This is a genomic window from Acinetobacter sp. 1424608, from assembly GCF_000588255.1.
Taxonomy (GTDB): Bacteria; Pseudomonadota; Gammaproteobacteria; order Pseudomonadales; family Moraxellaceae; genus Acinetobacter; species Acinetobacter nosocomialis.
Genome location: NZ_JFXL01000010.1, coordinates 37,895 through 64,513 on the forward strand (window position 1 = coordinate 37,895; position 26,619 = coordinate 64,513).

Sequence of the window (26,619 nt, forward strand, 5' to 3'; positions counted from 1 at the left end):
TGGCTGTTACAGATAGATACAATATTGAAGTATGTGTCTTTGTCTGTTAAAAGATGCGTGAAGACTAAATTGGCGGTGTTTATGACCACAGGGCGAATCCTGAATATCCCAAATATCCTAACTTTGGCGCGTATCGCGCTTATTCCTGTATTTTTGGTGATTGCATATTGGCCGCCTGCAATAGGTATTGGTGAGCACGTAGGAAGTATGACGCGTCATATTATCTTGACGGCTATTTTTGTGCTGGCTGCCGTAACTGACTGGTTTGATGGCTACCTAGCACGAACTTTGAACCAGACTTCAGCATTTGGCCGATTCTTAGACCCAGTTGCAGACAAACTTATGGTGGCAGCTGCACTTATTGTTTTAGTGCAGTGGAAACCGACAATTGCGATGGCTTTTGCTGCAATTGTTATTATTTCACGGGAAATTACCGTGTCTGCTTTACGTGAGTGGATGGCAGAGCTCGGTGCACGAACCAGTGTAGCAGTGTCAACTGTAGGTAAATATAAGACCGCATTTCAAATGATTGCGATTAGTGTATTTCTACTGAATTGGCAACCTTTAGAAATGCTGGCTTATGCTTTGTTATATACCGCTGTGATTCTCACTTTATGGTCAATGTTTATTTATTTAAAAGCAGCGTGGCCATATCTAAAACAACCCTAATGTCAGGTTGAATGATTAAGCCTTTCTATAACGAAAGGCTTTTTTTATTTTTGAAGAGTGCAAGAATCGGGTCGTCATAAGACTTTGGCTACTTTAAAGTAAGATTAAGTGCTAAGGAGGTGACAGATGCAAATGCTTTCTTCTCGGCAATTTGCTGTGATTGCCACAATTATTGAATATTTATATGAACATCTAGACCAGCAACCAAGCTTAGAAGATGTCGCTACATATATGGATTTAAGTCCAAGTTATATCCAGCGGCAGTTTCAGGAATGGGTAGGCATTAGCCCTAAAAAGTTTGTGCAATATATGAGCTTGCAGCAGGCAAAATATTATTTAATGCAGCAACGTAGCTTATTAGATACTGCTTTAAATACTGGACTATCGGGTACGGGTCGTTTACATGATTTGTTTATTCAGCTTGAGGGGATGACCCCAGGTGAATACAAGCAGCAAGGTAATGGGGTTGAACTGAATTATTCAGTTGAAACAAGCCCATTTGGTGATTTATTAGTAGTAAGTAGTGAGAAAGGGATTTGTTCTGTTCGCTTTGTTGATAGTCGTGAAAATATTGAAGACATCATTAAACAATACTTTCCGAAAGCTCAACTAAGAAATTACTCTCCGATTTGGCATCAGCAAATTGCACAGTGGTTTAGACAAGATTTTTCAGAACACTTACAGCAGAAATTACCGCTTAATCTTGCAGGAACACCATTTCAGCTTCAAGTGTGGGAAGCATTACTTACTATTCCCGAAGGACAGCTACGTACTTACCAAGATATTGCTGATCAAATTGGAAAACCTAAAGCAGTCAGAGCAGTCGCTACGGCAATTGGCCAAAATCCGATTGCGTATTTAATTCCGTGTCATCGAGTCATTCGTGCAACAGGAATGGTCGGTGAGTACCATTGGCAAAAAGGGCGTAAACTGGCATTGTTAGCTTGGGAAATGGCTAAGCAGCAAGGGGAGATTGCATGACACTAGATTTATTTTCTCCGGAGCCTTGTTCAAACTTATTGCCTTATGAAGGTGAGGTTCAGGATTATGGATGTATTTTAAGTACGGAAGAAGCCGAACAATATTTTCATTATTTGTACCACCATTTGGCATGGCGACATGATGAAGCGAAGCTATATGGTAAGCACTTTATTACACCCCGCAAGGTTGCTTGGTATGGAGATGAGCATTATCGATATAAATATTCTGGTGTCTTTCGTGATTCTTTGCCGTGGGACAGAGCACTTGCCAAGCTAAAGCAGCAAGTCGAGCAGATTCTTTCAGAAAAATTTAACTCTTGCTTGGCAAATCTTTATGAAGACGGAACACAAGGTATGGCTTGGCATAGTGATTCGGATGTGTCTTTAGCTAGAACTACTACAATTGCTTCTTTAAGTTTTGGAGCAACACGGAAGTTCTCTTTTAGACATATTCAAACCAAGGAAAAAGTTGAGATGTGGTTACAACCGGGTCAACTTATTGTGATGCGTGGTGAGACTCAACAATATTGGCAACACCGTTTAAATCGTTCTACAAAGATTTTACAACCGCGTATTAATCTGACATTCCGTCAGTTCAAATTTTCATAAGTTTTATTCTAAAAAATGGGCAAGAAAAAAGCCCATGATGGCAGCATGAGCTTATTCCTCTGAGGGAGAGCCTTCTATTGATGAGCTGCTGATGAAAAGAATCATCAATAGGTGCTAAAATCATAATATGAGAATATTTAGATATTTTCAATGCTTCAAAGTGTAAGAAAACTTTAAATTATCAAAAATATTATTTTAGATCTCGCCTTTTTCGGAAAGTTCCATAAAGCGCTGTTCTATTAATGCAGCATTTTCTTGCAAAATTTCAATGAGTTTTTCAATATTTAAAAAATCAAAGCGATTTTTTGATGCGACTAGTGTTAAAGCTAATGGAACTTCTTTACTTGAAAAACGAACGGGTACAGCAAGCCCTGAAACATTAGGATCAATCTCACCTTGTGAGAAATAGAAGCCTTGTTTCTTTATTTTACGCATGCGTTGGATAAAGCTTGGTTCATCCAGAGCAAAACCTGATTCAGACAGCTCATGTTGAAAACGTTGATAATAGTCATGCATGCGCTGTTTACTTAAATGTGACACCATTGTTTTTGGTGATGCTCCAACATAGATCGGACGCGGGCAACCTCGGCCATATGAAAGTAACTCTGTATCTTTGAAGATTTCATGATGAATATCAATACAGTAGTCATCATTTAAATAGGTGAGTAAACAGCAAAGTTCAGTGCGTTCAACAATGTTGCGCATAAACGGCGTACTGATTTGAACTAATGGATCGGTTGTTCTGGATACATAGTCAAGAACTGCTATTTTTGAGCCTAAAGTGTAATCGCCAGAAGTACCATTAATACGTTTTAATAAGTCGGCTGATACGAGTTCTTTCAGATAACGATAGCTGGTCGGTTTAGACAAGCCAAGTTCTTCGCAAATAATATCGACATTAATCACTGGTCGTGAAACTGAAAATAAATCCAGTACGGTTAAAATTTTGCCAAAACTTGAAATTGCCATGATGTCTTATTCGTATCCTTAATAAACGGGTCACACTTGAGTTCTTATAACAGAAAAATTGAAGCTTTGTCTCAATTCCAAGATAACTACCTGATTTAAATATTTTACGCTCAGAATCAGAAAAGTTCTCTTGATTCACACATCATATATGATTAACTAAAAACATATCAAATTATCAAATAAAGATATTTTAGTTGACTAAATCACTTTATTTTGAAAAAATTGTGCAGCAAAATATCTAATCGAGAAATTGGTTTACTCTGCCGACTTTTTCGATGTCTCTCCTTTCCTAAGCTTGGTCGTATAAATAGCGGCCAAACTGAAATCATCTCGGTACATCATGCAGAGATGTAGGAAAAATCATTGTATTGAAGGATGCTCTCATTAACTCATTTGTCTATAAGGCAAATGACAAAGTCGTGTTGTCTTTTTAAAAGGCAAATGGACACTGATGAGCATGCTCATCAGTTCAAATCTGTATTTGAGATGAGTTCATGTTATTAAAGCAAATACTGGCTTTCCGCCCGAGTAAGCTGGATCTAATTTTTGCAATAAAGACATTTATTGCCGGCATGTTGGCATTATTTGTTTCGTTTGAATTAGACCTGATTAATCCAATGTGGTCGATCGGTACCGTCCTGATTATCGCCAACCCTTATTCGGGTATGGTGTCGTCTAAGTGTGTCTATCGTGTTTTAGGTACGGTGGGTGGTGCCATTGTTGCATTAACAATAACACCTCACTTGATTAATACGCCGTGGATATTTACGGTTGTGTTGTCACTATGGGTGGGCTTTGCGCTTTATGTATCCTTACTCGACCGGACACCTCGCAGTTATGCATTTATGTTGGCGGGTTATTCAACTGCAATGATTGCATATAACGCGATTACATATATTGATCAGTACAATATTTTTGATATTGCTTTGGCGCGTGTACTCGAGATTTCAATTGGGGTAATTTCGAGTGCGGTTGTGTCTGCAACTATTTTGCCCATGCATATTGGTTCGGCAATCAAACAGCGTGTAACTAAGACACTCAAAGATACAGAAAACCTATTTGCTAATTTGTTAAATGCAGATCAACAGCAAAACAATACACAGCTTTTGGCTGCGATTACTCGTGATACGACCGATATTCATGCTCTGGCAGTTCACTTGAGCTATGAAAAAGGTGAGTTACATGGCATGACCAAACCTTTGCAAGAAATGCTCCACCAAATGTCGATGGTAGTTGCGAACTTGGTTGCCTTATCTGAACGAATTAAACAACTGCAAGAACTCAATTTTATTGAAAGTCATTCAGTCAAATTAAAGCAGCTTTCAGGTCATGTGATTCATTTTCTTGAACAGAAAGACCAGATGACTGATGAAAATGTTTTGCAGTTGCCTGACGAGTTTGAAAATGATTTTTTGAACTTAAATGACTCGGCTTCTGAACATCAACAAGTGCTATTGGCTGCCATGAAAATGGATGTGCGCCATTTCATTAGTAATGTTCTAGCTGTAAAAGTTTTATGGCAACGCATTAAGCAGGGCAATAAAGAGATTCCAGATAGCATTACCCCAATGACGACTAAATATCCAAGTTTGCACCGAGATCATGGTGTGGCAGTCAGAGGCGGTATTAGTGCGGTACTCATTACATTTATTGTGACTGGTGTGTGGATTCTCTCTGGCTGGAAAGCTGGATTTATGATGGCACAGATTGGTGCAGTAACTGCTTGTATTTTAACGGCCTTAGATAACCCTGTTCCTGTCTTGCGTATTTTTATATGGGGCAGTGTGGCATCGGCTGTTTTAGTGTTTATTTATGCTTTTGGTGTTTTTCCTCATGTCACAACATTTTGGGAACTTGGACTCGTTTTGTTGCCGATGTTCTTATTTGCGGTTTCTATGATGGCGAATCAAGCGCTCATGCCAGTGGGAATGGTGCTGGGTATTAACACCATGATGGGTCTGAACTTGCACAATGCTTACAGCATGGATGCAGTGTCTTACCTAGACAGCTCATTTGGTATGGTTATGGGCGTATTGGTGTCTCTCATTGTTATAGATGTGGTACGAGCCATGTCACCCGATACCAGTGCAAACCGTATTTTAGCTTTACATTATCGCGCGATGCGTCAAGCGATTTATATACCTTATGGCATTGAATTCAAAGTTCATTTGCGGGCGATGTTAGACCGTGTTGGTGTTTTAAATACCAAAATGGTTCAGTCAGAAGAGATTAAAAAATCGATTCATCAAGCATTGGTTGAATCAAGTGCGATTGTCGATTTAAGCCGACTTCAAGAGTTAGCAAATCAATTTCAGCCATCTTCAGAACTAGCTCATCACATTGGCCGTTTGCAACAAGATTTAGATGAGCTGTTTAGAGCCAAAGAAAATGAAAAAGATGAAAGTGATGTATTGGTACAGCACATTCATCAGACCTTGTTTGAACTTAAACAACTTGCTTCACATATTGAAGATATGACTTTGCGTCAAAGATTATTTATTTCGCTAAATAATATTGCTTATAGCATGTGTCATGTTTCATCAAACCAAATGAATGCAGATCGTACGCTTACAGGAGCCACAGCGCATGGGTGAGTTTAATGTCTACGGTATTTACCTGCCTGCTTTGCTCGTCCAAGCCTTATTTGCATATATATGTTTCCGCTTGTTAAGTCCTTTAACTAACAAATGGATTGCACAAGGCTGGATTGCACTACCCAGCATTTTCAATTTGTGTTTTTACCTTTTACTACTTTTGGTGATACACCAAATTTTTGTTGGGTTAGGTGCTTAAAGATGATTGCCAGATTAAAGATTGAGTTAGGTGAGTAAAATGAATCAATTGGAGTTGAAAAAAGTCATCCGTCCAGTGATTTTGATTGTCGCATTAATGATTGCGGTCTATACCATTGTGCATTTATGGAACTACTATAATGCAGCGCCGTGGACACGTGATGGCCGAGTTCGTGGTGACGTTATTCAAGTCTCCTCAGATGTAGCAGGACTTGTAACGGAAGTATTGGTTCAAGATAACCAGACTGTCAAAAAAGGTCAGGTGCTTTTTAAAATTGATGTCTCTCGCCGAGCTTTAGATGTAGAGCAAGCAAAGTCTGATTTGGCAAAAGCAAAAGCGGCATATGCTCAGGCACAAGCAGGTTTAGCACAAGCCAAAGCAAACTTGATTAAGTCGAGCACTAACATTAAGTTAGCCGAGAAAAACGCAAACCGTTATTCAAACTTAATGGATGGCGCGATTTCTAAACAAGAACAAGATCAGGTCTTTGCAACTCGCGATCAATCACATGCGGAACATGAGCAACTCCAAGCAGCTATTCAACAAGCTGAAGCCACTATTAAACAGCAACAGGCATTGGTTGAAGCAGCAACAAGTAACTTACATTTAGCAGAACTCAATATGCACCGTGCCGCTGTTGTTGCACCGGCAGATGGAACACTCTCTAACTTTGATTTGCGCCCTGGTAACTATGTCCAAGTTGGTCAAGCGGTGGCAGCATTGCTGGATCGTAAACAACTTTATGTGGTGGGATATTTTGAAGAAACAAAATTAGACCGCATTCATATTGGCGATCAAGCAAGTGTGCAATTAATGGGTGACAGTCAGAAAATTAAAGGCCATGTGCAAGGTATTGCATCGGGTATTGAAGATCGTGAGCGTTCAAGTAGTTCTAAATTGCTTGCAAACGTAAATCCGACGTTTAGCTGGGTTCGTTTAGCACAGCGTGTACCTGTAAAAATTGTGTTAGATGAAGCACCAAAAAACGAGCTGGCTTTTGTTTCTGGTCGTACTGCTACAGTACATATTATTGAAAAATAAAAAATTGAAGTTTTTAAACCCAATAAAAAAGCATGTGTAAAACATGCTTTTTTATTTTTTATGGTGTTAAACCAACTGGATTGCGATACCAGCTTTGAATCAGCAAGGCTGCGGCAAAACTATCTGCTGATAATTTCTTTGCACGGCCTTGTTCTTGATAAAAACCAAGTTCTTCTCTTGCTTCACGGGTGGTGAGTCGTTCATCGACCATCCATGTTTCAATATTGGTTTGATGGCGTAAACGGCGTGCAAACTTACGTGCACGTGTAGAAAGCTCTGATTCGCTATCATCCATATTTAATGGAAGACCGACAATGAACAAATCAGGTTGCCATTCTTTGACAATTTTTAAAAGTTGGTCCCAGTTGGGAATCCCATCTTTCATCACAAATAATGGCAACGGATTAGCACTTTCAATTGCAGATTGGCCGATTGCCATTCCCATTTTTTGAGTGCCAAAGTCAAAAGCCATAATTGATTTTGATTGTGTTGCAGTCATTAAGCATGTCCGATTTCAGAAGCCAGCCATGTACGATCTACACCAATTTTTTTATAGGCTGCATCCCAACGGTCATCGTACGGCAAGTTAAAAATCAGATCCATGTCGGCATCACAAATGAGCCAGTCACCACGAGCAATTTCATCTTCTAGCTGGTTTTTACCCCAACTCGCATAACCGAGGGCGATTTGGTAGCGACCAACACCTTCGTTATGTGCAATTGCATCGAGAATATCTTTACTGGTGGTAATACAGACATTTTCACCGACAGCAATAGAGGAGTGCCATGTTGGTTGACCAGTATGAAGGACAAAGCCTGCTTCAGGGCGTAAAGGTCCACCTTGTAAAACCTCATGCGGATTTACATTGTCTGCATCAATGTCTAAATCATTGAGTAGTTCTTTAATTTGGATACCAGCAGGGCGATTGATAATAATACCTTGAGCACCTTCTTCGTCATGGCGGGCAAGATAAATTACAGTATTTGCAAAAAAGTCATCTGCCATTTCTGGCGGGGCAATCAGACAACGGTGAGTCATGTATTGTTTGGTCACCTAAGCGGTTCTCCCTCAAAAAATGTCGCTATAGGGTCTCTCGACCCTTTTTATGTATATAGGTTCTTTTTATCAACATACAAGAGTTAATCGGATTTCGCCAATCTTTTTCTCTCATTTTCTTTATTAATTTGAAGAAGCCTGAAATTTAAGTTGGCGTAATTGTTTAGCATGCTGCAAGGTCGTTTCATTAATTTCAACCCCACCTGACATACGTGCTAGTTCATAAATAATCTGATTTTCATCGAGTTGTACGATGGTGCTGCTTGCCGGATCTGTTTGCTGTTTTTTAACTAACAAATGTTGATCAGATTGTGCAGCGACCTGCGCTTGGTGAGTAATACATAGCAGTTGGACATGCTGAGCCAAATCGGCAAGTAATCGTCCAACCACTTCAGCCGTGCCGCCACTAATCCCGACATCAATCTCGTCAAATACCAAAACTTCTGCTTCGGTCTTTTCAGCATTCATCACTTGCATGACGAGTGCAATACGTGAAAGCTCACCACCCGATGCCACACGCGCCAATGGTTGTGGTGGTATGCCTTTGTTGGCAGTAAATAAAAGTTGAATAAAGCTTAAGCCTTCTGCACTTGGTTGCTCTAATGGCTCAAATTTAAACTCAAAGTGTGCTTCAGGTAGTGCCAAAGGCTTAACCTGCTCGGTTAACTGTTTGGCAAGTGGGATAGCAGCTTCACGACGAATATTGTCTAAATGCTGGGCTTTTTCTAAGAACTCTTGATGTGACTTTTCTACTTGTTCTGCCAGAGTCTCTGGGTCTTCAAGTTGATGCAACTGTTCAAGCTCATTTTGCCATGTTTCGTACTCTTCTTTCAGCGTCTCTGGCTGAGTACGGTATTTACGAGCAAGGCGATGGAAAACTTCCAATTTGGAATTCAGTTCTTCCATCCGTTCAGGGTCAAAGCTCTGACGGTCAATAAACTGACGTAAATTTGATGTTGCATCATCAATTTCACTTTGAGCATTAAGTAAAGAATTATAAATTTCAGAAAGCTGTTCACTACGTCCAGCATGAGATTCTAGTCGGCGAATGATCGATGACATTTCTTGAGTAATGTTTTGTTCAGCTTCATCAAGCGCATTCAAACTATAGCTACAATCTTGCATGATATGTTCATGATGACTGAGACGATCAAACTCTTGCTCGATTTCTTTGTAATCGGTCTGAATGACTTCCTCAAGTTCTTCGATTTGCAGCTCTAAGGTCGCAATACGTTGTAGACGAGTTGCTTGAGCATCTAAGGCTGCTTGGTGTAAACGAATCGTGCGTTGCCATGTGCTATAAGCTTCGCGGACATCATTCGCTTCAGCATAAAAATTGTTATAACGGTCTAACCAATGCTTTGGATAAGGTGGTTCAAGAAGCTGTTGCTGGCTGTGCTGGCTATATAATTGAACCAATAGGCGCCCCAATTCTTTAAGCTCAGAGAGGCTACTTGGGCGGCCATTCACCCATGCTTTACTACGACCAGTTGCGAAAATAACCCGACGTAAATGAATTTCCCCAGAATCATCATCTAGCTCATGGTCTTGTAACCATTTTGCCTCAGGGCTATTGTTCTGATAAGTAAAAACTGCGGTTACATCCGCTTTGTCCGAACCATAGCGGACATAATTTGTATCTGTACGTTCCCCTAAGCAGGCAGAGAGTGCATCCAGTAATAATGATTTTCCGGCACCTGTCTCACCTGTTAGAACATTAAATCCTTGTTCTATATCAATAGCTAAATGATCAGCTAATGCAAAATTGATTAAAGTTAAATGTGTGAGCATAAACGCATCCAACGCGCCAAATTATGGGTTAAAGATAGAGAAGTTTTGAATTTGCTACAAGTGATCTATTATTCTAAATGAAATTATAGAACAGCAAGATTGCGGAACTTTACAATGAAAAAAACATTAAGCTTACCGAAAGCACCAATAGGGATGATGAACCGCCATAAAAAAACAAATCCTGCTGAAATGAATAAAATTTTAAGTCAGCATTTTAATGCATTTAAACAGGCTGCTGCACAAGGTGATTATGCCAAAGCTTATCAGCATGTAAAAAAAGCGGTAAATCTAGTGCCACAGCATTCTGGAGCACTATCTGATTTAGCTTATACTGAGCTGCGGTTACGCCGTTATGACGATGCATATCAACATTATATGCAAGCTATTAAAGCAAGTGGTTCCAACGTTAATACAAATTTATATGATGGCTTAACCGAAGTTTGTCATCATTTAAATAAAAAAGAAGAAAAAATCAAATTTGGGCGTTTAGCCATTTCAACAAAAAAAGAACTCACAAAGAATGAGCCTGCTTTAAATATACCCCCGCATAAACCTGTACCATTTAGTCCCAATCCTCAAGAAAACATTATTGCTTTTTCTTTATTTGGAGCAAATCCGCGTTACTGTGAAACTTCAATTTTAAATACTAAGTTAGCGCAAGAAATTTATCCGGAATGGACGTGTCGGTTCTATATAGATGATACCGTTCCTGAACTTGTACAGAAACGTTTACAAGCAAATGGTGCCCAAGTAGTACATGTCAGCCCCACTCAAAAACAGTTATCTGGTTTATTTTGGCGCTTTTTAGTCATGGATGATCCACTAGTTAAACGATTTTTGATACGGGATGCTGACTCTATCGTGTCTTATCGTGAAAAAGCTGCTGTCGATGCTTGGCTCAAGAGTGATCAATGGTTTCATTTAATGAGGGATAGCTATTCTCACACTGAATTAATTTTGGCGGGAATGTGGGGTGGTTGCTCAGGTATTTTTCATAATATTGAAGCACATGTCAGAGATTATGTCGCCACTGGAAAGTATCCGGGCAATCGGGTCATAGATCAGCATTATCTTCGTTATCGTGTTTGGCCGACTTTAAAACAAAGTGTGCTTGTGCATGACAGCCAGCAATTTGATGAAAATGGTGTCGATTTTCCGGCTTATGAGTCAGCTTCAATGCAAAATGACCCAGACAATTTTCATGTTGGCATGGATAATGGTTCACCAGTGGTTACAACTGCTGTGACACACCCAACTGCAGAGAAAGTTTATTGGGTTGTATTCGATGAAAATCACGATGAAGTTTGCAGATATGATGCAATAGTGTCGAAGAGTCGAAATATTGAAGTAAATTTACCCCACGCTTTTGCTAAAAAAATTCAGTTACAGCAGTGGAAATTACAAGTCTATCCGTATGAAAACTGATTGATTAGTTATTTAGGCACAATTAAACTACATTCATCATAATTTATATAAATGCGGCATTATCTGGAGAGTGTGCATGAGTTCAACCCAATTTGATCATGTAACGGTCATCAAAAAATCAAATGTTTATTTTGGTGGAGCATGTATCAGCCATACCGTGCAATTTGAAGATGGAACGAAAAAAACATTAGGTGTTATTTTGCCGACTGAGCAGCCTTTAACATTTGAAACACATGTTCCTGAGCGTATGGAAATTATTTCAGGTGAATGTCGCGTTAAAATTGCAGATAGCAATGAAAGTGAATTGTTCCGCGCTGGTCAATCATTTTATGTACCAGGCAATAGCGTTTTTAAAATCGAGACTGATGAAGTACTCGATTATGTTTGCCATTTAGAAGGCTAAGAAATTCCTGTTTAAATCGGGTACACTATGCCCAAAGAAATCCTGTGAAGTTGGCTTTGCAGGATTTTTATTTTTTGCTCAAACGTTGTTAGAGGTCATGCATGGCAAAACCGGAATATTATTATGGCGTTCACTCAGTGGAGTCATTGTTAGAACTTGAGCCGGAGCGCGTGCTGACCTTGTTTACATTGAAGGGGCGCGATGATCAACGTTTACAAAAGATTTTGCAATTGGCTGAGCCTTTTGGAATTAGCGTACAAAAAGCAAGCCGTGAAAGTCTTGAGAAGCTTGCAGGCTTACCATTCCACCAAGGTGTAGTTGCAGCAGTACGTCCGCATCCGACGTTAAATGAAAAAGATCTCGATCAGATTTTGGCTGAAACTCCAGATGCCTTATTGCTGGCATTAGATCAGGTGACAGACCCGCATAACTTAGGGGCTTGTATTCGTACAGCCGCTGCAATGGGTGTTCAAGCAGTCATTGTTCCTCGTGATCGCTCAGCAAGCTTAACTCCAACTGCTCGCAAAGTCGCAGCGGGTGGGGCCGAAAAAGTTAAATTTATTCAAGTAACAAACTTAGCGCGTACTTTAGCGCATCTTAAAGAGACAACTCACGTACGTGTGATTGGTACAATGCTTGATGAAAGTGCTTTGCCTATTCAAAAATGTGATTTCTCTGGCCCAGTTGTCATTGTTATGGGTGCAGAAGACACAGGTTTACGTCCAATTACTCAGGCACAGTGTGATCATAAAGTTTATATCCCGATGTCTGGGAATTTACAGAGCCTAAATGTGAGTGTGGCAACAGGTATGGCACTTTATGAGGCTTGCCGTCAGCGTTCTGAGGTATAATTTAGCTGCCTTTCTCGTTTTAAAGCAGTCTAAATATGTCTCCCCGTAAGCAAGGTTATTTTTTTGTATTGGTGACCATGTGCATTTGGGGCGGGGTTACGCTTTTTGCCCGTTTAAATGCACAATGGCACATCAGTGCTTGGGATATTGCTGCACTGCGCTTCGCTATTGCTTTCCTCATTTTGATGCCTATCTTAATTTATAAAAAAGATCTCGCTTTTTTATGGAGTAAGCATGCGGTTATTTTGGCGCTCATTGGTGGAGTCATCTATTGTCTCACCGTCTATACTGCGTTTCTTTATGCGCCAGCTGCACATGCCGCAATATTTTTAAATGGTTGTATCCCCATCTGTACAGCTATAGCTGCCTATATTCTATTTAGACAACCATTTGATAAACATACATGGGTGAGTCTGGCAATTATGATCACTGCCTTGGCCCTCATGAGTGCATTAATGCTACAAAGTAGTACCTCTGCTTTTGGAATTGGCGATTTACTTCTGTTTATCAGTGCAATTTGGTGGGGAATTTTTACTGTACTACTTAAACAGTGGAAACTCTCTGCCTGGCATTCTATGGCAAGCGTCGCGATTTGGTCTGCAATTATTTATTTGCCGATTTACCTATTATTCTTACCTAAACATTTTATGGATGTAGATCCTGTACATTTGGCTGTACAAGGCATTTTTCATGGCGTATTTGTCGTTATTATTGCAACGTTGACTTATGTTGCTGCTATTCAACGTCTTGGTGCTTTTAAAACGGGAAGTATTGTAACTTTGGCACCGTTTATTGCAGCTATTTTAGCTGTACCTTTACTTGGTGAATCATTAAGCCCATCAATTGTTGTGGGCTTGGTAGGTATGGGGATAGGCGCTTTACAGCCTTGGCGCTGGTTTAGACAAGATAGCCTGACACAAAAGATTAAGCAGCAAAATACACAAAATTAGTTTGTACGCTTCAAATAGCTTTGATGTAAAGACTCTAATTGCTGATATAAATGTTCGAGTAATCCGTCGTTAAACACGATGTCATTGGCAAGCTCACGTTTTCGTTCGCGTGGCATTTGTGCAGCAATAATTTTTTGGATTTGTTCTTGGTTTTGCCCATCGCGCTGGCTTGCACGCTGAATTTGAGTTTGTTCACTCGCATCAATTAGTAGCGTGTGATTGACCAGTTCATGTTGATTTGTTTCAAACAATAATGGCGAAACTAAAATTACATAAGGACTTTTAGGATTTTGTAGCTGTTGAATAATAGATTGACGGATTGCAGGGTGGGTAATTTGCTCGAGTGTATGACGCGCTTGTGGATTTTGAAAAATATATTCACGTAAGGCACGACGGTCTAAACTGCCATCGGGTTGAAGCACCCAGTCTCCAAAAGTTTGCTGAATTTTTTGAAGGGCAGGTTGGCCCTTTTCAACTACTTCGCGAGCAACAATATCGGCATCGACGACTTGGATTCCTTGGGATTCAAACCATTGTGTTGCAGCTGATTTACCACTGCCTATACCACCTGTGATTCCCAGAATAAAAGCCATCTTAACCTCCCAAATAAATTTTCATAATCTGATCACCCCATAAAAAGGCAACCCAACCTGCAATGGCAATATATGGCCCAAACGCAAAAGGCTGATTGTCATTTCTTAACTTTAATAAGATGATGCCAATGATTGCACCCAATAAAGACGACAATAACACAATTAACGGTAGCATCAATGGCCCCATCCATGCGCCCAATGCTGCAAGTAACTTAAAGTCGCCATAGCCCATACCTTCTTTGCCAGTAATTACTTTAAATAAGTAATAGACAATCCAAAGACATAGAAAACCAATGAGGTAACCCCAAATGGCCGAGTTGGGTGAGGTGTAGATATTAAAGGTGTTAATGCCTAAACCAAGCGCAGCTAAAGGTAGGGTAAAGCGATCAGGCAATAATTGTGTATCGAAATCAATAAAGGTAAGTGCTATCAATACCCATGTGAGGACGAGTCCAAAAAGCATTTGTATGGTTGGACCAAACACCATAACCACCACCAATGAACATAGCATGGTAAGTAGTTCGATGGCTGGATAGCGAATGCTAATCGGGTGCTGGCAATGACCACATTTTCCTCTTAACACTAGCCAGCTTATGAGTGGGATATTTTGATACCAACGGATGGGTTGATGGCATGCAGGGCATGATGAAGCAGGCTTACTTAAAGTTAGCTTCTCATGATCAATAATGGGTTGCTCAGGATTGAGTAACATTTGGCATTCTTGCTGCCAATCTTGCTCCATCATTCTTGGCGTGCGGTAAATCACTACATTCAGAAAGCTACCGATACATAGGCTCACGAGTGCAACAGCAATATAAAGTGCAGTTAAGTTTTGAATAAAATAAGCAATGATGTCTTGCATTATACAACTGAGCCCATTTGGAAAATTGGAAGATACATAGCAATTACCAGACCGCCTACGAGTACCCCTAAAATTGCCATAATTAAAGGTTCCATCATAGAAGTTAAACCATCAACGGCATTATCCACTTCATTTTCATAGTAAGTGGCAACTTTATCGAGCATGCTGTCTAGTGCACCCGATTCTTCACCAATTGCAACCATTTGTATAGCCATAGATGGAAAACGATTAGATACTCGCATAGCAAATTGAAGTTGTTGACCGGTTGCCACATCTTCACGAATTTTCATCACAGCTTGCTCATAAATGACATTATTTGTTGCGCCTGCAGTCGACTCTAGTGCATCAATAAGCGGAACACCTGCTGCAAATGTTGTAGCAAGCGTGCGGCTATAACGGGCAATAATTGCTTTATAAACCAGATCTCCGAAAATAGGTAACTTAAGCGCCAGTTTATCTAAGCCATCACGAAACTTTTTACTACGTTTTTTTGCTTCTAAAAACGCAGCAATAAATACACCAATCGCAATAATCATAATGAACCAGTATTCCTGCATCCATTTCGACATATTCACGACCATTTGTGTAAATGCTGGTAATTCTGCGCCGAAAGAAGCAAATAAATCTTGGAAAACGGGGACTACTTTAACCATCAAAATAATAGTCACCACAATGGCTACCACAATAACTGTTGCAGGGTATTTCATTGCTTTCTTGATTTTTTGCTTGAGCAACTCACTTTTTTCTTTATAAATTGCAACGCGGTCCAACATCGTTTCGAGTGCACCTGACTGTTCACCAGATTCAACAAGTGAACAAAACAAGTTATCAAAATGTTGAGGGTACTTTTTTAAAGCTGAGGCAAAGGTACTACCCCCTTCAACTTCACTTTTAATACCGAGGACAACCTCTCGCATGGCAGGGTTTTCTAAACCTTCTGCTACAATTTCAAAGCCTTGTACCAGCGGTACACCAGCTTTCATCATGGTTGCAAGTTGTCGGGTAAAAATCGTAATATCGAGTGTAGTGACTTTTTTCTTAAATAAACCTTCAAGAATATTTTTACGTTTTTCACGTATAGTTCGAACAGTCACCCCTTGTTTGCGTAAGGTTACTTTGGCTAAAGCCATATTTTTAGCCGGAAGTTCTCCTTTAATTTTTACGCCCTTACGGTCAACCCCTTCATAAGCAAAAGTCGGCATCATTTGTGCCTTTTTGACAGCCATTAGATTATCCTTATTTTAAATAGTGTCTTATTCACTGGTTACACGGTTAACTTCTTGTAAAGAGGTCACCCCTTGCATCACCTTTTTTAAACCTGAACGACGTAGATTATTAAACCCCAATTTTTCAGAAGCAGCCGCGATTTCTAAAGCGTTGCCATCTTCCATAATAATCTTGGATATTTCAGGTGTAACTTTCATTACCTCATAAATACCGACACGGCCTTTATAGCCTTCACGACATTCAGGACAGCCCACGGGTTGAAAAACCCGAAAATCTGGATGTGCTAAATCTTGTTCGGTAAAGCCCATTTCTAATAAGCTTTGTTTAGGAATATCAGCAGGTATTTTACATTGAGAACAAAGACGACGTGCTAAACGCTGTGCAATCACTAGATTTACTGATGTTGCAATATTAAAAGAAGGAACCCCCATATTGCGTAGACGGGTCAATGTTTCCGGAGCACTATTGGTATGTAGTGTTGACATCACCATGTGGCCGGTTTGAGCAGCCTTAATCGCAATTTCTGCTGTTTCCAAGTCACGAATCTCACCGACCATAATAATGTCAGGGTCTTGACGTAAAAAAGACTTAAGAGCAGCTGCAAACGTTAAACCCACTTTAGGATTGACGTTAACCTGATTAATACCTTCTAAGTTAATTTCCACTGGATCTTCGGCAGTAGAAATATTGGAACTTTCAGTATTTAAAATATTTAAGCCTGTATATAGAGATACAGTTTTACCAGAACCTGTTGGTCCGGTAATTAAAAGCATGCCTTGAGGTTTATCTAATGCCTCCATAAACAAAGCTTTTTGATCTTCTTCATATCCTAGTGCATCAATTCCTAGCATTGCGCTTGATGGGTCAAGAATACGTAGAACTAACTTTTCACCAAACAAAGTCGGGAGGGAGTTCACACGAAAATCAATCGCTTTGGTTTTTGACAGCTTGAGCTTGATACGACCATCTTGTGGGACGCGTTTTTCAGAAATGTCCATTTGAGACATTACTTTTAAGCGTGATGCCAAGCGGTTTGCAAGCTGTAGAGGGGGATTGGCAATTTGACGTAACACACCATCGACACGATAGCGCACCCGATAGGATTTTTCGTACGGTTCAAAATGTAAGTCTGAAGCACCCATACGAATGGCATCAATTAATAACTTATTAATATATTTAACAATCGGGGCTTCATCGCCTTGAGGAGCTTCTTCTTCATCTTCTTGAGCGGTAGGATCATCAAGATTAACATCGAGATCAAACTCTTCATCATTGAAGTCAAAGCTGCTTTCTTCTGCAAAATGCTGGCCTAAAACTTTTTCGAGTTTATGGTGCTCCACAATTACAGGCTCAACCAGCAATTTACTATTAAAACGAATTGCATCAATCGCTTCGATATTGCTTGGATTACTGGTCGCAACATATAAAATTTGCCCTCTTTGAATGAGCGGCAAAATTCGATGTTTTAAAATCAGTTTCTGATCGACCAGATCTTTAGGAATCTGAGAAGTGTCATAAACATCCAGATCGAAATATGGTTCAGCAAACTCAGCAGAAATTGTTTCAGCCAATAACGAAGGGGAGAGATGAACCTCTTCAATTAAATATGCGACTGTGTCCTGCTTAGCTCTTTTCGCTGCATCTAATGCAGTTTGCATGGTCGCTGCCGACACATGCTTTTCTTCGACTAAACGTCGAAAAAACCCCGTAAATTTTGGAGATGTATGTAATACTGACATCTGCCTGCCTATGCTAATGTGTTTATAATTGGTATATGAAAAATTATACTTTTGTTATGTAAAATTACTACCTTATAAAGTGTTGCTCTAGTCTTACTCGAGCTATTAAAGCTTGAACTAGTCGAAGTTTTTAAAGATTAATTTTTAGAATGTTTAACTTCGAATGGCTATAAAGTTTTTCTTAATTTCAAAGAGAAGAAAAGATATAAGTAATCCCTTTAAAGAAAAGTATCTGAAATTTGTATAAATGCGTGTAGAATGTGCTGCATTTTTGATGAAAGGTGAGCAGTATGTCGGGTTCGACGATTACGCCTTGGGTAGTTGGCAACTGGAAAATGAATCCAATGCGTGCTAACGCCAACCAACTTATAGAAGAATTTAAACAATTATTGCAACAAAACCAAATTGCAGATGAAAGCTGCCATGTGGGCGTTGCCCCTGTTTCTATTGCACTTACAACAGTACAGGCGCAATTGCAGGATGCTGCAAGAACGGTATATACAGTTGCGCAAGATGTATCGCGTATTGCAGGTACAGGTGCTTATACTGGCGAAGTTAGTGCAGAATTATTAAAAGATAGCAAAATTAATTTCGTATTGGTCGGACACTCTGAACGCCGTGATATTTTTGGCGATAACGTTGAAATTTTGAAGGCGAAACTCCAAAATGCATTAAATGCGGGCTTGACTGTCATTTATTGTGTGGGCGAAAGTCTTGAACAGCGTGAACAAGGGCAGGCAGAGCAAGTTGTTTTACAACAAATTTGTGATATTGCACCTGTAGTGACTGCTGAACAGTGGCAAAACCAAGTCGTAATTGCTTATGAGCCGATTTGGGCAATTGGTACTGGTAAAACAGCTTCACCACAAGATGCGCAAGCAATGCACGCTAAAATTCGTGAAGGCTTATGCCAGCTTACTTCAGCGGGTTCAAGTATTGCTATTTTATATGGTGGTAGTGTAAAAGCTGAAAATGCTGTTGAATTAGCTGCATGTCCAGATATTAATGGTGCGTTGGTGGGTGGTGCTTCATTAAATGCAGCATCTTTTTATCAAATTGTACAAGCCTTCGCGCAAAGCAAATAACGAGGATAGGGTATGCACTCTTTTGTACTTGTTGTACATATTATTTTAGCTGTACTGATGATTGCATTGATTTTAGTGCAACATGGTAAAGGCGCAGATGCTGGTGCTTCTTTTGGTGGTGGCGGTGCAGCAAATGTATTTGGTGCATCTGGTTCGGGTAACTTCCTTACTCGCCTGACTGCTGTTTTAACTGCATTGTTTTTTGTAACGAGTTTGACTCTTGCTGTTTTTGCAAAAAAACAGACTACAGAGGCATATAGTTTGAAAACTGTACAAACAACAGCACCAGCTCAAACAACATCGCCTGAAACTTCACCAAATGCACCAAAAACGGGTCAATAATTCGAAATAGGGCTTTCCTTTTGCAGTTGGAAGGACTAGAATGCGTCCCACAAGCTGCGGTGGTGGTGGAATTGGTAGACACGCTACCTTGAGGTGGTAGTGCCTTCGGGCGTGGGGGTTCAAGTCCCCCCTTCCGCACCAACTTTGAACCAGAAAGTTGAGTGCAAGCAGTTTATTGATGCGGGATGGAGCAGTCTGGTAGCTCGTCGGGCTCATAACCCGAAGGTCGTTGGTTCAAATCCAGCTCCCGCTACCAATTTGATTAAGGTGCAACTTAATCAAGCGAATATTGTAAAGTTTACATTGACTTTTTTCGATATTTGTATATAATTTTTGCACGTTGATGCGGGATGGAGCAGTCTGGTAGCTCGTCGGGCTCATAACCCGAAGGTCGTTGGTTCAAATCCAGCTCCCGCTACCAATTTGATTAAGGTGCAACTTAATCAAGCGAATATTGTAAAGTTTACATTGACTTTTTTCGATATTTGTATATAATTTTTGCACGTTGATGCGGGATGGAGCAGTCTGGTAGCTCGTCGGGCTCATAACCCGAAGGTCGTTGGTTCAAATCCAGCTCCCGCTACCAAGTTTCTTAAAAGAGGCTCACAGACAGGTGGGCCTTTTTGCACAGTGGACTATTGTTTTCTGTGCTACATAGGGGCGATTAACGCCCTTTTTTATTGGTTATCGTATCGCTATCGTGTAGTGTCGACATCAATTGGTCAAATAGTCATGCTTCACTATAGTAGGTCTGTGTCGGTTAAAACAACCGATTGAATCGCACGAGAATGACGAGAGTAAATGAAATTATCAAATAAATCCCAAGCATTGTATGACATGATTGCTCCAGCAGTGCAGGCATGTGGTGTTGACCTGTGGGGAATCGAATTCCTTCCACAAGGTAAACGTTCATTATTGCGTATTTATATCGATAGACCGGTTGATGAAAACGCTGAACCAGTGATTAATGAAGATGGTGAAGTAGAACAAGGTCGTGGTATTGGCGTACAAGATTGTGTACGTGTTACACAACAAGTCGGCGCGATGTTGGATGTTCATGATCCGATTTCAGGTGAATATTCTTTAGAAGTTTCTTCACCAGGTTGGGATCGCCCATTTTTTCAACTTGAACAGTTGCAAAGCTATATTGGACAACAAGTTGCTTTGCGTTTAATTGCAGCAGTAGAAAATCGCCGTAAATTTCAAGCAAAACTCCTTGCTGTAGACCTTGAAAATGAAGAGATTAAGGTTGAAGTTGAAGGAAAGCATGTGCTTGATATCGACAGCAACAATATCGATAAAGCAAACTTGATCTATCAAGATTAAATTTATTTAAATTATATAAGAAATCGGTAGGTGACTTATGGGCCGCGAAATTCTTACCGTTGTAGAAACGGTTAGTAATGAAAAAGGTGTTAGTCGTGAAGCGATCTTCGAGGCTTTAGAACAAGCTCTAGTTGCTGCAACGAAGAAAAGATTTTACGAAGGTACGCATGCTGAAGAAGCTCAGCTTCGTGTAGAGATTGATCGTAAAACTGGTGATTACCGTACATTCCGTCAATGGACTGTAGTGGCGGATGAAGATCATGAAATGCCAGCTTGCCAAGATGCGATCTCTGATGTTGATCCATCGAAATGGTCAATTGGTGATGTGCGTGAACTTGAAGTTGAATCTATCGAGTTTGGCCGTATTGCTGCGCAAATTGCAAAACAGGTTATCGTACAAAAAATCCGTGAAGCTGAGCGTGCTTTAGTTGCTGATGCATACGAATCTAAAGTGGGTGAGTTAATCTACGGTGAAGTGAAAAAACAAACCAAAGATGGTTTCATCATTGATTTAGGCGACAACGCAGAAGCTTATCTTGCTCGCGAAGAAATGATTCCTAAAGAAATTCTTCGTCCAAAGCAACGTGTAAACGCTATCTTATATAATGTTAACCGTGAAGGCCGCGGCGCTCAGTTATTGTTATCACGCGCTAAGCCTGAAATGTTAATCGCTTTAATGAAAAAAGAAATTCCTGAAATTTCTGAAGAGATTATCGAAATTAAAGCAGCGGCACGCCAACCAGGTGTCCGTGCTAAAATTGCAGTTAAAACAAATGATCACCGTATCGACCCTGTAGGTGCATGTATTGGTATGCGTGGAACACGTATCCAAGCTGTACAGCAGGAGTTAAACGGTGAACGTATTGATGTAGTGGTTTGGTCTGATGATCCAGCTCAATACATTGCTAGCGCATTAGAACCAGCTGATGTTTCAGGCATCGTGCTTGATGAAGATGCAAGAAGTGCCGATATTATTTTTGCAACCAGCGATCAATTAGCTCGTGCGATTGGCTCACAAGGTCAAAACGTTCGCTTAGCTTCTGATTTAACTGGCTACAAACTCGACATGATGCTTGAAGAAGAGTATCGTGCTCGTCAGCAAAATGAAGCTCAACAATATCTCGACATGTTTGTATCACGTTTAGATATTGAAGAAGATTTAGCAATGGCATTGGTAGAAATGGGCTTCACTTCTTTAGAAGAGATTGCTTATGTTCCTGCTGAAACTTTTGACGAAATTGAGCTTGATGCTGAATTGGTTGAGTTATTGCAAAGTCGTGCAAAAGAAGCAGCCCTTACTGATGCTTTGAAACAGCAAGAAAATATTCAAGAACCGAGCGCAGACCTTCTCACAATGGAAGGCATGACTTCTGAGATCGCTTACTCGCTTGCCGCTCGCGGTATTATTACCGTTGATGATTTGGCAGATCAGGCTACTGACGATATCTCTGATATTGAAGGTCTTGATCATGAAAAAGCAGGTCAATTGATCATGAAAGCTCGCGAATCATGGTTTAACTAGGAGATGAAATATGACGGACAAGTCGATTAAAGAGTTAGCTCTCAGTGTAGGACGTCCTGTTGAGAAGCTCCTAGAACAGGCTCCCGAAGCAGGGTTGCCTCAACGTACAGCAGACGACATTATTACCACTGAACAACAGGACACTTTAGTCAATCATTTGAAAAAAGTGCATGGTCAGGAAAGTGGTAACACAGGAAAAATTGCGTTGAAACGTAAAACAACCAGTACCGCTAAAGTTGCAAGTACTTCAGGTAAAGCAAAAACAATTAACGTAGAAGTACGTAAAAAACAGGTTTTTGCTAAACCAAACCCAGAACAAATTGCAGCAGAAGCTAAAGCGCGTGCAGAAGCAGAAGCTAAAGCACGTGCAGATCAACAAGCGCGTGAAACTGCAGAGCAAAAAGCGCGTCTTCAAACAGAGCAAAAAGCAAAAGCAACTTTAGATGCAATGCGTGCTGCTCATCAACAAGATAGCGCTGCACAGTCAGCTCCTAAAGCTGCCGTTGTAGTGAAAAAACGTGGTGGCGGTACAGTAAAACCTGCACCAAAACCAGCAGAAACATTAGAGCAAAAGAAAGCGCGTGAAGCTCAAACAGCTCAGTTAAAAGCAACTGAAGAAGCTGCACGTCGTAAAGCGGCTGAAGAAGCTCAGCAACGTACGCTTGAACAAATGCGCAAAATGGCATCTAAGTACTCAAATGACGATGCTACTACCACAATTCGTGTAATTGATGATTCTCCACTTGCTTCAGGTCTTGTTGGCCAAGCGTATGAAGATTCATTTAAGCAAGAAGACCGTGAAATTAAACGCGGTGGCGCAACTACTAACCCGCGTGCGGGTAAGAAAGGCGGTCGTCGTGGTCAAGAAGAGCAAAGCTTCGTTAACCATAATAAACGTGGTTTAAAATCAAGCCAAGCAAACAAGCATGGATTTGAAAAGCCAGTTAAAAAGCAAGTCTATGACGTAGAAATCGGTTCAAGTATTGTTGTTGCCGATCTTGCTCAAAAGATGGCGATTAAAGTACGTGAAGTTATCAAAACACTTATGAAAATGGGTGAGTTGGTTAATCAAGATCAAGCTATTGACCAAGATACAGCTGCACTTGTTGTAGAAGAAATGGGACACAACCCTGTTCTAGTTTCTGATACACAGGCGGAAGATAACTTGCTTGAAGCGGCTGAAGAAGCACGTGGTGAGCAAACAACTCGTCCACCAGTTGTTACGATTATGGGTCACGTTGACCATGGTAAAACATCATTGCTTGACCGTATCCGTCGTTCGAAAGTTGCGGCTGGTGAAGCAGGTGGTATTACCCAGCACATTGGTGCGTATCACGTTGAAACAGACAAAGGGATTATTACATTCCTTGATACACCGGGACATGCTGCGTTTACTTCAATGCGTGCACGTGGTGCTAAAGCAACAGATATCGTGGTATTGGTTGTTGCGGCAGATGACGGTGTAATGCCACAAACTGCAGAAGCAATTGACCATGCTCGTGCAGCAGGTACTCCAATTATTGTTGCAATCAACAAGATGGATAAAGAATCTGCTGATCCAGACCGTGTGTTAAATGAATTAACAACGAAACAAATCGTTCCAGAAGAATGGGGTGGTGATGTTCCGATTGCTAAAGTTTCAGCACATACTGGACAAGGTATTGATGAACTTCTTGATTTAATTCTTATTCAATCAGAATTGATGGAATTAAAAGCATCTGCTGAAGGTGCTGCGCAAGGTGTTGTTATTGAAGCGCGTGTTGATAAAGGCCGTGGTGCAGTAACTTCTATTCTTGTTCAAAACGGTACATTAAATATTGGTGACCTTGTTCTTGCAGGTTCATCTTATGGTCGTGTCCGCGCAATGTCTGACGAAAACGGTAAGCCAATTAAATCAGCAGGACCATCTATTCCGGTAGAAATTCTGGGTCTTCCAGATGCTCCAATGGCAGGTGACGAAGTTCTTGTTGTAAATGACGAGAAAAAAGCACGTGAAGTTGCCGATGCTCGTGCTGACCGTGAGCGTCAAAAACGTATTGAGCGTCAAAGTGCAATGCGTCTTGAAAATATCATGTCGTCAATGGGCAAAAAAGATGTTCCTACAGTGAACGTTGTTTTAAGAACTGACGTACGTGGTACTTTAGAAGCATTGAATGCAGCTTTATATGAACTCTCTACTGATGAAGTAAAAGTTCGTGTAATTAGTTCTGGTGTTGGTGCGATTACTGAATCTGATGTAATTCTTGCTGAATCTTCAGAAGCAGTATTGTTAGGCTTCAACGTTCGTGCTGATACAGCTGCGCGTCAGAGAAGTGACCAAGACGGTATCGATATTCGTTACTACAGCATCATCTATGAATTGATTGATGATGTGAAAGATGCCATGAGCGGTAAACTTGCTCCTGAACACCGTGAAACAATCTTGGGTGTTGCTGAAGTACGTGAAGTATTCCACTCAAGTAAGTTTGGTGCAGCAGCAGGCTGTATGGTACTTGAAGGTACATTACACCGTAATAAACCGATTCGCGTATTACGTGATGACGTGGTTGTGTTCCAAGGTGAACTTGAATCATTACGTCGTTATAAAGATGTAGTTGATGAAGTTCGTGCTGGTATGGAATGTGGTCTTGCGGTTAAAGGTTATAAAGACATCAAAGTACAAGATAAGATCGAAGTATATGATGTTCAATTGATTAAACGGAGTCTTTAATGGCGGGTAGCCAACGCTTAAAGCGAATGGCGGATTCAGTACAGCGTGAGCTGTCTGATCTAATCCGTCAGGAGTTAAAAGATCCGCGTCTGGGTGGTCTAGTGACCATCTCAGCCGTGAAAGTCAGTGCGGATATGGGATACGCTGAAGTTTACGTTACTGTTATGGGGCGTGAGCTAGGTGATGAGCAGAGTGAAGCAGCAAATAAAGAAACTTTAGATGTATTAAATAAAGCTTCTGGTTTCTTGCGTCATGAACTCAGTCGTCGTATCAAAACACGTATTACGCCTCGCTTACGTTTCCATTACGATAAGACGAATGCATATGGTAATTATATGTTTGGTCTTATTGAAAAAGCGGTACAAGATTTACCGGAACGTAAGTCAGATGACGAAGAGTAATTTATACTCAAAATAAAAAAGCCACCTTTGGGTGGCTTTTTTATTTGTTCACATTTTTATTCCTGAGGAGGCTCCATCGGAGATTTGTTTTGTGAAAAGCGTTGTCCGATTTTATAGCGATCCCATGGTAATGGACGTTCGATTGCTTCAGGAACTTCACCACTTAATGAGCGTAAACGCAGATGTAGTGCTGCTTGTGCAATTAAATTGGCTGAAACAGGTGCCGTAATGAAAGCTAACAGAGTAATGAGAAGTTCAGCAAAGCCAAAACGACCTTGAAAAGCAAAAAAGATCATTGAAGCAATTAAAAAGCTACCTAGTCCTAATGTACTCGATTTGGTAGGCGCATGTAGTCGCATAAATAAATCGGGTAGGCGTACCATGCCGATAGAACCAACTAACATAAAGAACGAACCAAAAACTAGAAAGATCGAAACAATAATTTCCATTGTAATTTGCATTTTGACCTCCCTCTAATCGATTACATGACCGGTTGTAAAATAACGAGCCAAAGCAGCTGTCGATACAAACCCTAGCATGGCAACTAATAATGCCCCTTCAAATAAAGAGGTGGTTGTCCAATAAATACCTAATACAACAATGAGACAAGTTGCATTTAGAAAAAGGGTATCAAGTGCTAAAAGGCGATCTACAATTGATGGTCCCATCACCATGCGAAACAGACAGAGCAACATAGAGATCGTGATGGCAATCAAGCTAATGCCAAGTGCATAAGGTAGGATGGTCATGTGTTGTCCTCCGATTTGCTTTTCACATCAAAAATTTCCATGAGTGGAGCCTCATAGCGTTGTTTGATGTCTTGCACATCACTTTCAGTATTTTCTGTACTGAGCGAGTGTACCAAAATGTCACCACGCTCTTGATCAATACCAGCAGAGACCGTACCTGGTGTTGTAGTAATAATCATTGCGAGTAAAGAATTTACTTGTTCATGTTCTGTTTCTAATGGAACACGGTACCATTTGGGATGTAATTTTTTAGGTGACCCTAATACCAGTTTAGCAACGCGAAAATTGGAAACAATAATATCCCACAGTACAACAAAGCATAGTTTTACTGCTGGTTGCCAATGAATGTGCGGTGTTCTAGTAATAAAAGGTCGAACCAATCGAGGAATCACAAGCCCCAAAATTACAGCCATAAGCAGGTCACTTGCATCAAGACTATGCGAGAGCATTAACCAAAAAACGATAATTAAAAAAGAAACAAATGGATGCGGAAACCAGCGGTCAAGCAATTTAGATAGCTGCATTG

At 40.5% G+C, this 26,619-nt stretch carries 27 protein-coding genes and 4 tRNA genes; 20 read left to right on the forward strand and 11 right to left on the reverse strand.

From position 1 onward, the window contains the following. Window positions 1-81: 81 nt before the first annotated feature. The 3 genes from pgsA (at window position 82) to J678_RS14835 (ending at window position 2,258) form a co-directional block, all read left to right on the forward strand. Window positions 82-669, forward strand: a complete 588-nt coding sequence (gene pgsA, locus J678_RS14825; RefSeq protein ID WP_002156973.1) for a CDP-diacylglycerol--glycerol-3-phosphate 3-phosphatidyltransferase — start codon at window positions 82-84, stop codon at window positions 667-669. Between the two features lie 126 nt (window positions 670-795). Further along, entirely contained in the window at window positions 796-1,650 is an 855-nt protein-coding gene (locus J678_RS14830; RefSeq protein WP_031955872.1) for a bifunctional transcriptional activator/DNA repair enzyme AdaA, read from the forward strand. Beyond that, window positions 1,647-2,258 carry an alpha-ketoglutarate-dependent dioxygenase AlkB family protein gene (locus J678_RS14835; protein ID WP_002156920.1) on the forward strand — a complete coding sequence of 204 codons (612 nt, stop codon included), beginning with the start codon at window positions 1,647-1,649 and terminating at the stop codon, window positions 2,256-2,258. The genes J678_RS14830 and J678_RS14835 overlap by 4 nt, the downstream gene beginning before the upstream one ends. Before the next feature lie 195 nt (window positions 2,259-2,453). Here the strand turns inward: J678_RS14835 and J678_RS14840 are convergent, their stop codons facing one another. Then, complete coding sequence (locus tag J678_RS14840; protein ID WP_004883565.1) at window positions 2,454-3,227, reverse strand: IclR family transcriptional regulator; 774 nt, start codon at window positions 3,225-3,227, stop codon at window positions 2,454-2,456. Between the two features lie 494 nt (window positions 3,228-3,721). On the opposite strand from J678_RS14840, the gene J678_RS14845 reads away from it, so the two are divergent. The 3 genes from J678_RS14845 to J678_RS14855 are packed head-to-tail and all read left to right on the forward strand — an operon-like array spanning window position 3,722 to window position 7,061. Then, window positions 3,722-5,821, forward strand: a complete 2,100-nt coding sequence (locus J678_RS14845) for an FUSC family protein (protein WP_031955874.1) — start codon at window positions 3,722-3,724, stop codon at window positions 5,819-5,821. After that, window positions 5,814-6,020 (forward strand): DUF1656 domain-containing protein, encoded by a 207-nt coding sequence (locus tag J678_RS14850; protein ID WP_002157017.1) that lies wholly within the window; start codon window positions 5,814-5,816, stop codon window positions 6,018-6,020. The genes J678_RS14845 and J678_RS14850 overlap by 8 nt, the downstream gene beginning before the upstream one ends. Window positions 6,021-6,059: 39 nt before the next feature. Further along, window positions 6,060-7,061 (forward strand): HlyD family secretion protein, encoded by a 1,002-nt coding sequence (locus J678_RS14855; RefSeq protein WP_002156989.1) that lies wholly within the window; start codon window positions 6,060-6,062, stop codon window positions 7,059-7,061. Window positions 7,062-7,119: 58 nt separating this feature from the next. Here the strand turns inward: J678_RS14855 and ruvX are convergent, their stop codons facing one another. From ruvX to recN, 3 genes are all read right to left on the reverse strand, one after another. Next, window positions 7,120-7,560, reverse strand: a complete 441-nt coding sequence (ruvX, locus tag J678_RS14860) for a Holliday junction resolvase RuvX (RefSeq protein WP_000127528.1) — start codon at window positions 7,558-7,560, stop codon at window positions 7,120-7,122. Further along, a complete protein-coding gene (locus tag J678_RS14865) occupies window positions 7,560-8,114 on the reverse strand; it encodes a YqgE/AlgH family protein (protein WP_001979301.1) in 555 nt (184 codons plus the stop codon). Before J678_RS14865 ends, ruvX begins: the two co-directional genes overlap by 1 nt. A gap of 126 nt (window positions 8,115-8,240) precedes the next feature. Continuing rightward, window positions 8,241-9,908, reverse strand: coding sequence for a DNA repair protein RecN (recN, locus tag J678_RS14870; protein WP_031955875.1), 1,668 nt, complete (start codon window positions 9,906-9,908; stop codon window positions 8,241-8,243). 114 nt (window positions 9,909-10,022) lie between these two features. On the opposite strand from recN, the gene J678_RS14875 reads away from it, so the two are divergent. From J678_RS14875 to J678_RS14890, 4 genes are all read left to right on the forward strand, one after another. Beyond that, the gene (locus tag J678_RS14875) at window positions 10,023-11,333 is read left to right on the forward strand and encodes a tetratricopeptide repeat protein (protein ID WP_032027375.1); all 1,311 of its coding nucleotides are present in this window, start codon (window positions 10,023-10,025) and stop codon (window positions 11,331-11,333) included. Between the two features lie 76 nt (window positions 11,334-11,409). Beyond that, window positions 11,410-11,736, forward strand: coding sequence for a pyrimidine/purine nucleoside phosphorylase (locus J678_RS14880; protein ID WP_000099685.1), 327 nt, complete (start codon window positions 11,410-11,412; stop codon window positions 11,734-11,736). Between the two features lie 101 nt (window positions 11,737-11,837). Continuing rightward, window positions 11,838-12,587 carry a 23S rRNA (guanosine(2251)-2'-O)-methyltransferase RlmB gene (gene rlmB, locus J678_RS14885; protein ID WP_002156969.1) on the forward strand — a complete coding sequence of 250 codons (750 nt, stop codon included), beginning with the start codon at window positions 11,838-11,840 and terminating at the stop codon, window positions 12,585-12,587. Between the two features lie 35 nt (window positions 12,588-12,622). Next, a complete protein-coding gene (locus tag J678_RS14890) occupies window positions 12,623-13,537 on the forward strand; it encodes a DMT family transporter (RefSeq protein WP_032027376.1) in 915 nt (304 codons plus the stop codon). Here J678_RS14890 and coaE read toward each other — a convergent pair. From coaE to pilB, 4 genes are read right to left on the reverse strand one after another with little or no spacing between them, the layout of a single operon-like run. Further along, window positions 13,534-14,130: a dephospho-CoA kinase gene (gene coaE / locus J678_RS14895; protein WP_031955877.1), complete on the reverse strand. Its 597-nt coding sequence runs from the start codon at window positions 14,128-14,130 to the stop codon at window positions 13,534-13,536. The genes J678_RS14890 and coaE overlap by 4 nt on opposite strands. Window position 14,131: 1 nt before the next feature. Beyond that, complete coding sequence (locus J678_RS23945; protein ID WP_022575844.1) at window positions 14,132-14,992, reverse strand: prepilin peptidase; 861 nt, start codon at window positions 14,990-14,992, stop codon at window positions 14,132-14,134. Continuing rightward, window positions 14,992-16,218: a type II secretion system F family protein gene (locus J678_RS14905; RefSeq protein ID WP_004710832.1), complete on the reverse strand. Its 1,227-nt coding sequence runs from the start codon at window positions 16,216-16,218 to the stop codon at window positions 14,992-14,994. Before J678_RS14905 ends, J678_RS23945 begins: the two co-directional genes overlap by 1 nt. A 27-nt stretch (window positions 16,219-16,245) precedes the next feature. Further along, on the reverse strand, window positions 16,246-17,958 hold the full coding sequence (gene pilB, locus J678_RS14910; protein ID WP_031955879.1) for a type IV-A pilus assembly ATPase PilB: 1,713 nt from the start codon (window positions 17,956-17,958) through the stop codon (window positions 16,246-16,248). A gap of 290 nt (window positions 17,959-18,248) precedes the next feature. Between pilB and tpiA the strand changes: the two genes are divergently transcribed. The 10 genes from tpiA to J678_RS14960 all read left to right on the forward strand — a co-directional run bounded on the left by tpiA (window position 18,249) and on the right by J678_RS14960 (window position 25,344). Beyond that, a complete protein-coding gene (tpiA, locus tag J678_RS14915) occupies window positions 18,249-19,043 on the forward strand; it encodes a triose-phosphate isomerase (RefSeq protein WP_031955880.1) in 795 nt (264 codons plus the stop codon). A gap of 12 nt (window positions 19,044-19,055) precedes the next feature. Next, entirely contained in the window at window positions 19,056-19,385 is a 330-nt protein-coding gene (gene secG / locus J678_RS14920; RefSeq protein ID WP_031955881.1) for a preprotein translocase subunit SecG, read from the forward strand. Between the two features lie 56 nt (window positions 19,386-19,441). Further along, window positions 19,442-19,526 (forward strand) — tRNA-Leu (locus J678_RS14925). A 38-nt stretch (window positions 19,527-19,564) separates the two neighbouring features. Then, window positions 19,565-19,641, forward strand: a tRNA-Met gene (locus J678_RS14930). An 88-nt stretch (window positions 19,642-19,729) separates the two neighbouring features. Further along, window positions 19,730-19,806 (forward strand) — tRNA-Met (locus J678_RS14935). 88 nt (window positions 19,807-19,894) lie between these two features. Then, window positions 19,895-19,971: transfer RNA gene (locus J678_RS14940), tRNA-Met, on the forward strand. A gap of 215 nt (window positions 19,972-20,186) precedes the next feature. Then, a complete protein-coding gene (gene rimP / locus J678_RS14945; protein ID WP_002157009.1) occupies window positions 20,187-20,711 on the forward strand; it encodes a ribosome maturation factor RimP in 525 nt (174 codons plus the stop codon). Window positions 20,712-20,748: 37 nt separating this feature from the next. Beyond that, window positions 20,749-22,233 carry a transcription termination factor NusA gene (nusA, locus tag J678_RS14950; RefSeq protein WP_002156952.1) on the forward strand — a complete coding sequence of 495 codons (1,485 nt, stop codon included), beginning with the start codon at window positions 20,749-20,751 and terminating at the stop codon, window positions 22,231-22,233. A 10-nt stretch (window positions 22,234-22,243) separates the two neighbouring features. After that, window positions 22,244-24,943 carry a translation initiation factor IF-2 gene (infB, locus tag J678_RS14955; RefSeq protein ID WP_031996735.1) on the forward strand — a complete coding sequence of 900 codons (2,700 nt, stop codon included), beginning with the start codon at window positions 22,244-22,246 and terminating at the stop codon, window positions 24,941-24,943. Next, window positions 24,943-25,344, forward strand: coding sequence for a ribosome-binding factor A (locus J678_RS14960; RefSeq protein ID WP_002157043.1), 402 nt, complete (start codon window positions 24,943-24,945; stop codon window positions 25,342-25,344). The genes infB and J678_RS14960 overlap by 1 nt, the downstream gene beginning before the upstream one ends. A 56-nt stretch (window positions 25,345-25,400) precedes the next feature. On the opposite strand, the gene J678_RS14965 is transcribed toward J678_RS14960, so the two are convergent. The 3 genes from J678_RS14965 to J678_RS14975 are packed head-to-tail and all read right to left on the reverse strand — an operon-like array spanning window position 25,401 to window position 26,617. Then, window positions 25,401-25,805, reverse strand: a complete 405-nt coding sequence (locus J678_RS14965) for a Na+/H+ antiporter subunit G (RefSeq protein ID WP_031955882.1) — start codon at window positions 25,803-25,805, stop codon at window positions 25,401-25,403. Between the two features lie 12 nt (window positions 25,806-25,817). Then, complete coding sequence (locus tag J678_RS14970) at window positions 25,818-26,093, reverse strand: monovalent cation/H+ antiporter subunit F (protein WP_002053531.1); 276 nt, start codon at window positions 26,091-26,093, stop codon at window positions 25,818-25,820. Next, complete coding sequence (locus J678_RS14975) at window positions 26,090-26,617, reverse strand: Na+/H+ antiporter subunit E (protein ID WP_002156972.1); 528 nt, start codon at window positions 26,615-26,617, stop codon at window positions 26,090-26,092. The genes J678_RS14970 and J678_RS14975 overlap by 4 nt, the downstream gene beginning before the upstream one ends. Window positions 26,618-26,619 lie beyond the last annotated feature (2 nt).

Excerpts from the sequence above, each read along its gene's own strand:
- pgsA (WP_002156973.1), top strand. The coding sequence starts at position 82 with ATGACCACAGGGCGAATCCTGAATATCCCAAATATCCTAACTTTGGCG.
- J678_RS14830 (WP_031955872.1), top strand. The coding sequence starts at position 796 with ATGCAAATGCTTTCTTCTCGGCAATTTGCTGTGATTGCCACAATTATT.
- J678_RS14835 (WP_002156920.1), top strand. The coding sequence starts at position 1,647 with ATGACACTAGATTTATTTTCTCCGGAGCCTTGTTCAAACTTATTGCCT.
- J678_RS14840 (WP_004883565.1), bottom strand. The coding sequence starts at position 3,227 with ATGGCAATTTCAAGTTTTGGCAAAATTTTAACCGTACTGGATTTATTT.
- J678_RS14845 (WP_031955874.1), top strand. The coding sequence starts at position 3,722 with ATGTTATTAAAGCAAATACTGGCTTTCCGCCCGAGTAAGCTGGATCTA.
- J678_RS14850 (WP_002157017.1), top strand. The coding sequence starts at position 5,814 with ATGGGTGAGTTTAATGTCTACGGTATTTACCTGCCTGCTTTGCTCGTC.
- J678_RS14855 (WP_002156989.1), top strand. The coding sequence starts at position 6,060 with ATGAATCAATTGGAGTTGAAAAAAGTCATCCGTCCAGTGATTTTGATT.
- ruvX (WP_000127528.1), bottom strand. The coding sequence starts at position 7,560 with ATGACTGCAACACAATCAAAATCAATTATGGCTTTTGACTTTGGCACT.
- recN (WP_031955875.1), bottom strand. The coding sequence starts at position 9,908 with ATGCTCACACATTTAACTTTAATCAATTTTGCATTAGCTGATCATTTA.
- J678_RS14875 (WP_032027375.1), top strand. The coding sequence starts at position 10,023 with ATGAAAAAAACATTAAGCTTACCGAAAGCACCAATAGGGATGATGAAC.
- J678_RS14880 (WP_000099685.1), top strand. The coding sequence starts at position 11,410 with ATGAGTTCAACCCAATTTGATCATGTAACGGTCATCAAAAAATCAAAT.
- rlmB (WP_002156969.1), top strand. The coding sequence starts at position 11,838 with ATGGCAAAACCGGAATATTATTATGGCGTTCACTCAGTGGAGTCATTG.
- J678_RS14890 (WP_032027376.1), top strand. The coding sequence starts at position 12,623 with ATGTCTCCCCGTAAGCAAGGTTATTTTTTTGTATTGGTGACCATGTGC.
- coaE (WP_031955877.1), bottom strand. The coding sequence starts at position 14,130 with ATGGCTTTTATTCTGGGAATCACAGGTGGTATAGGCAGTGGTAAATCA.
- J678_RS23945 (WP_022575844.1), bottom strand. The coding sequence starts at position 14,992 with ATGCAAGACATCATTGCTTATTTTATTCAAAACTTAACTGCACTTTAT.
- J678_RS14905 (WP_004710832.1), bottom strand. The coding sequence starts at position 16,218 with ATGGCTGTCAAAAAGGCACAAATGATGCCGACTTTTGCTTATGAAGGG.
- pilB (WP_031955879.1), bottom strand. The coding sequence starts at position 17,958 with ATGTCAGTATTACATACATCTCCAAAATTTACGGGGTTTTTTCGACGT.
- tpiA (WP_031955880.1), top strand. The coding sequence starts at position 18,249 with ATGTCGGGTTCGACGATTACGCCTTGGGTAGTTGGCAACTGGAAAATG.
- secG (WP_031955881.1), top strand. The coding sequence starts at position 19,056 with ATGCACTCTTTTGTACTTGTTGTACATATTATTTTAGCTGTACTGATG.
- rimP (WP_002157009.1), top strand. The coding sequence starts at position 20,187 with ATGAAATTATCAAATAAATCCCAAGCATTGTATGACATGATTGCTCCA.
- nusA (WP_002156952.1), top strand. The coding sequence starts at position 20,749 with ATGGGCCGCGAAATTCTTACCGTTGTAGAAACGGTTAGTAATGAAAAA.
- infB (WP_031996735.1), top strand. The coding sequence starts at position 22,244 with ATGACGGACAAGTCGATTAAAGAGTTAGCTCTCAGTGTAGGACGTCCT.
- J678_RS14960 (WP_002157043.1), top strand. The coding sequence starts at position 24,943 with ATGGCGGGTAGCCAACGCTTAAAGCGAATGGCGGATTCAGTACAGCGT.
- J678_RS14965 (WP_031955882.1), bottom strand. The coding sequence starts at position 25,805 with ATGCAAATTACAATGGAAATTATTGTTTCGATCTTTCTAGTTTTTGGT.
- J678_RS14970 (WP_002053531.1), bottom strand. The coding sequence starts at position 26,093 with ATGACCATCCTACCTTATGCACTTGGCATTAGCTTGATTGCCATCACG.
- J678_RS14975 (WP_002156972.1), bottom strand. The coding sequence starts at position 26,617 with ATGCAGCTATCTAAATTGCTTGACCGCTGGTTTCCGCATCCATTTGTT.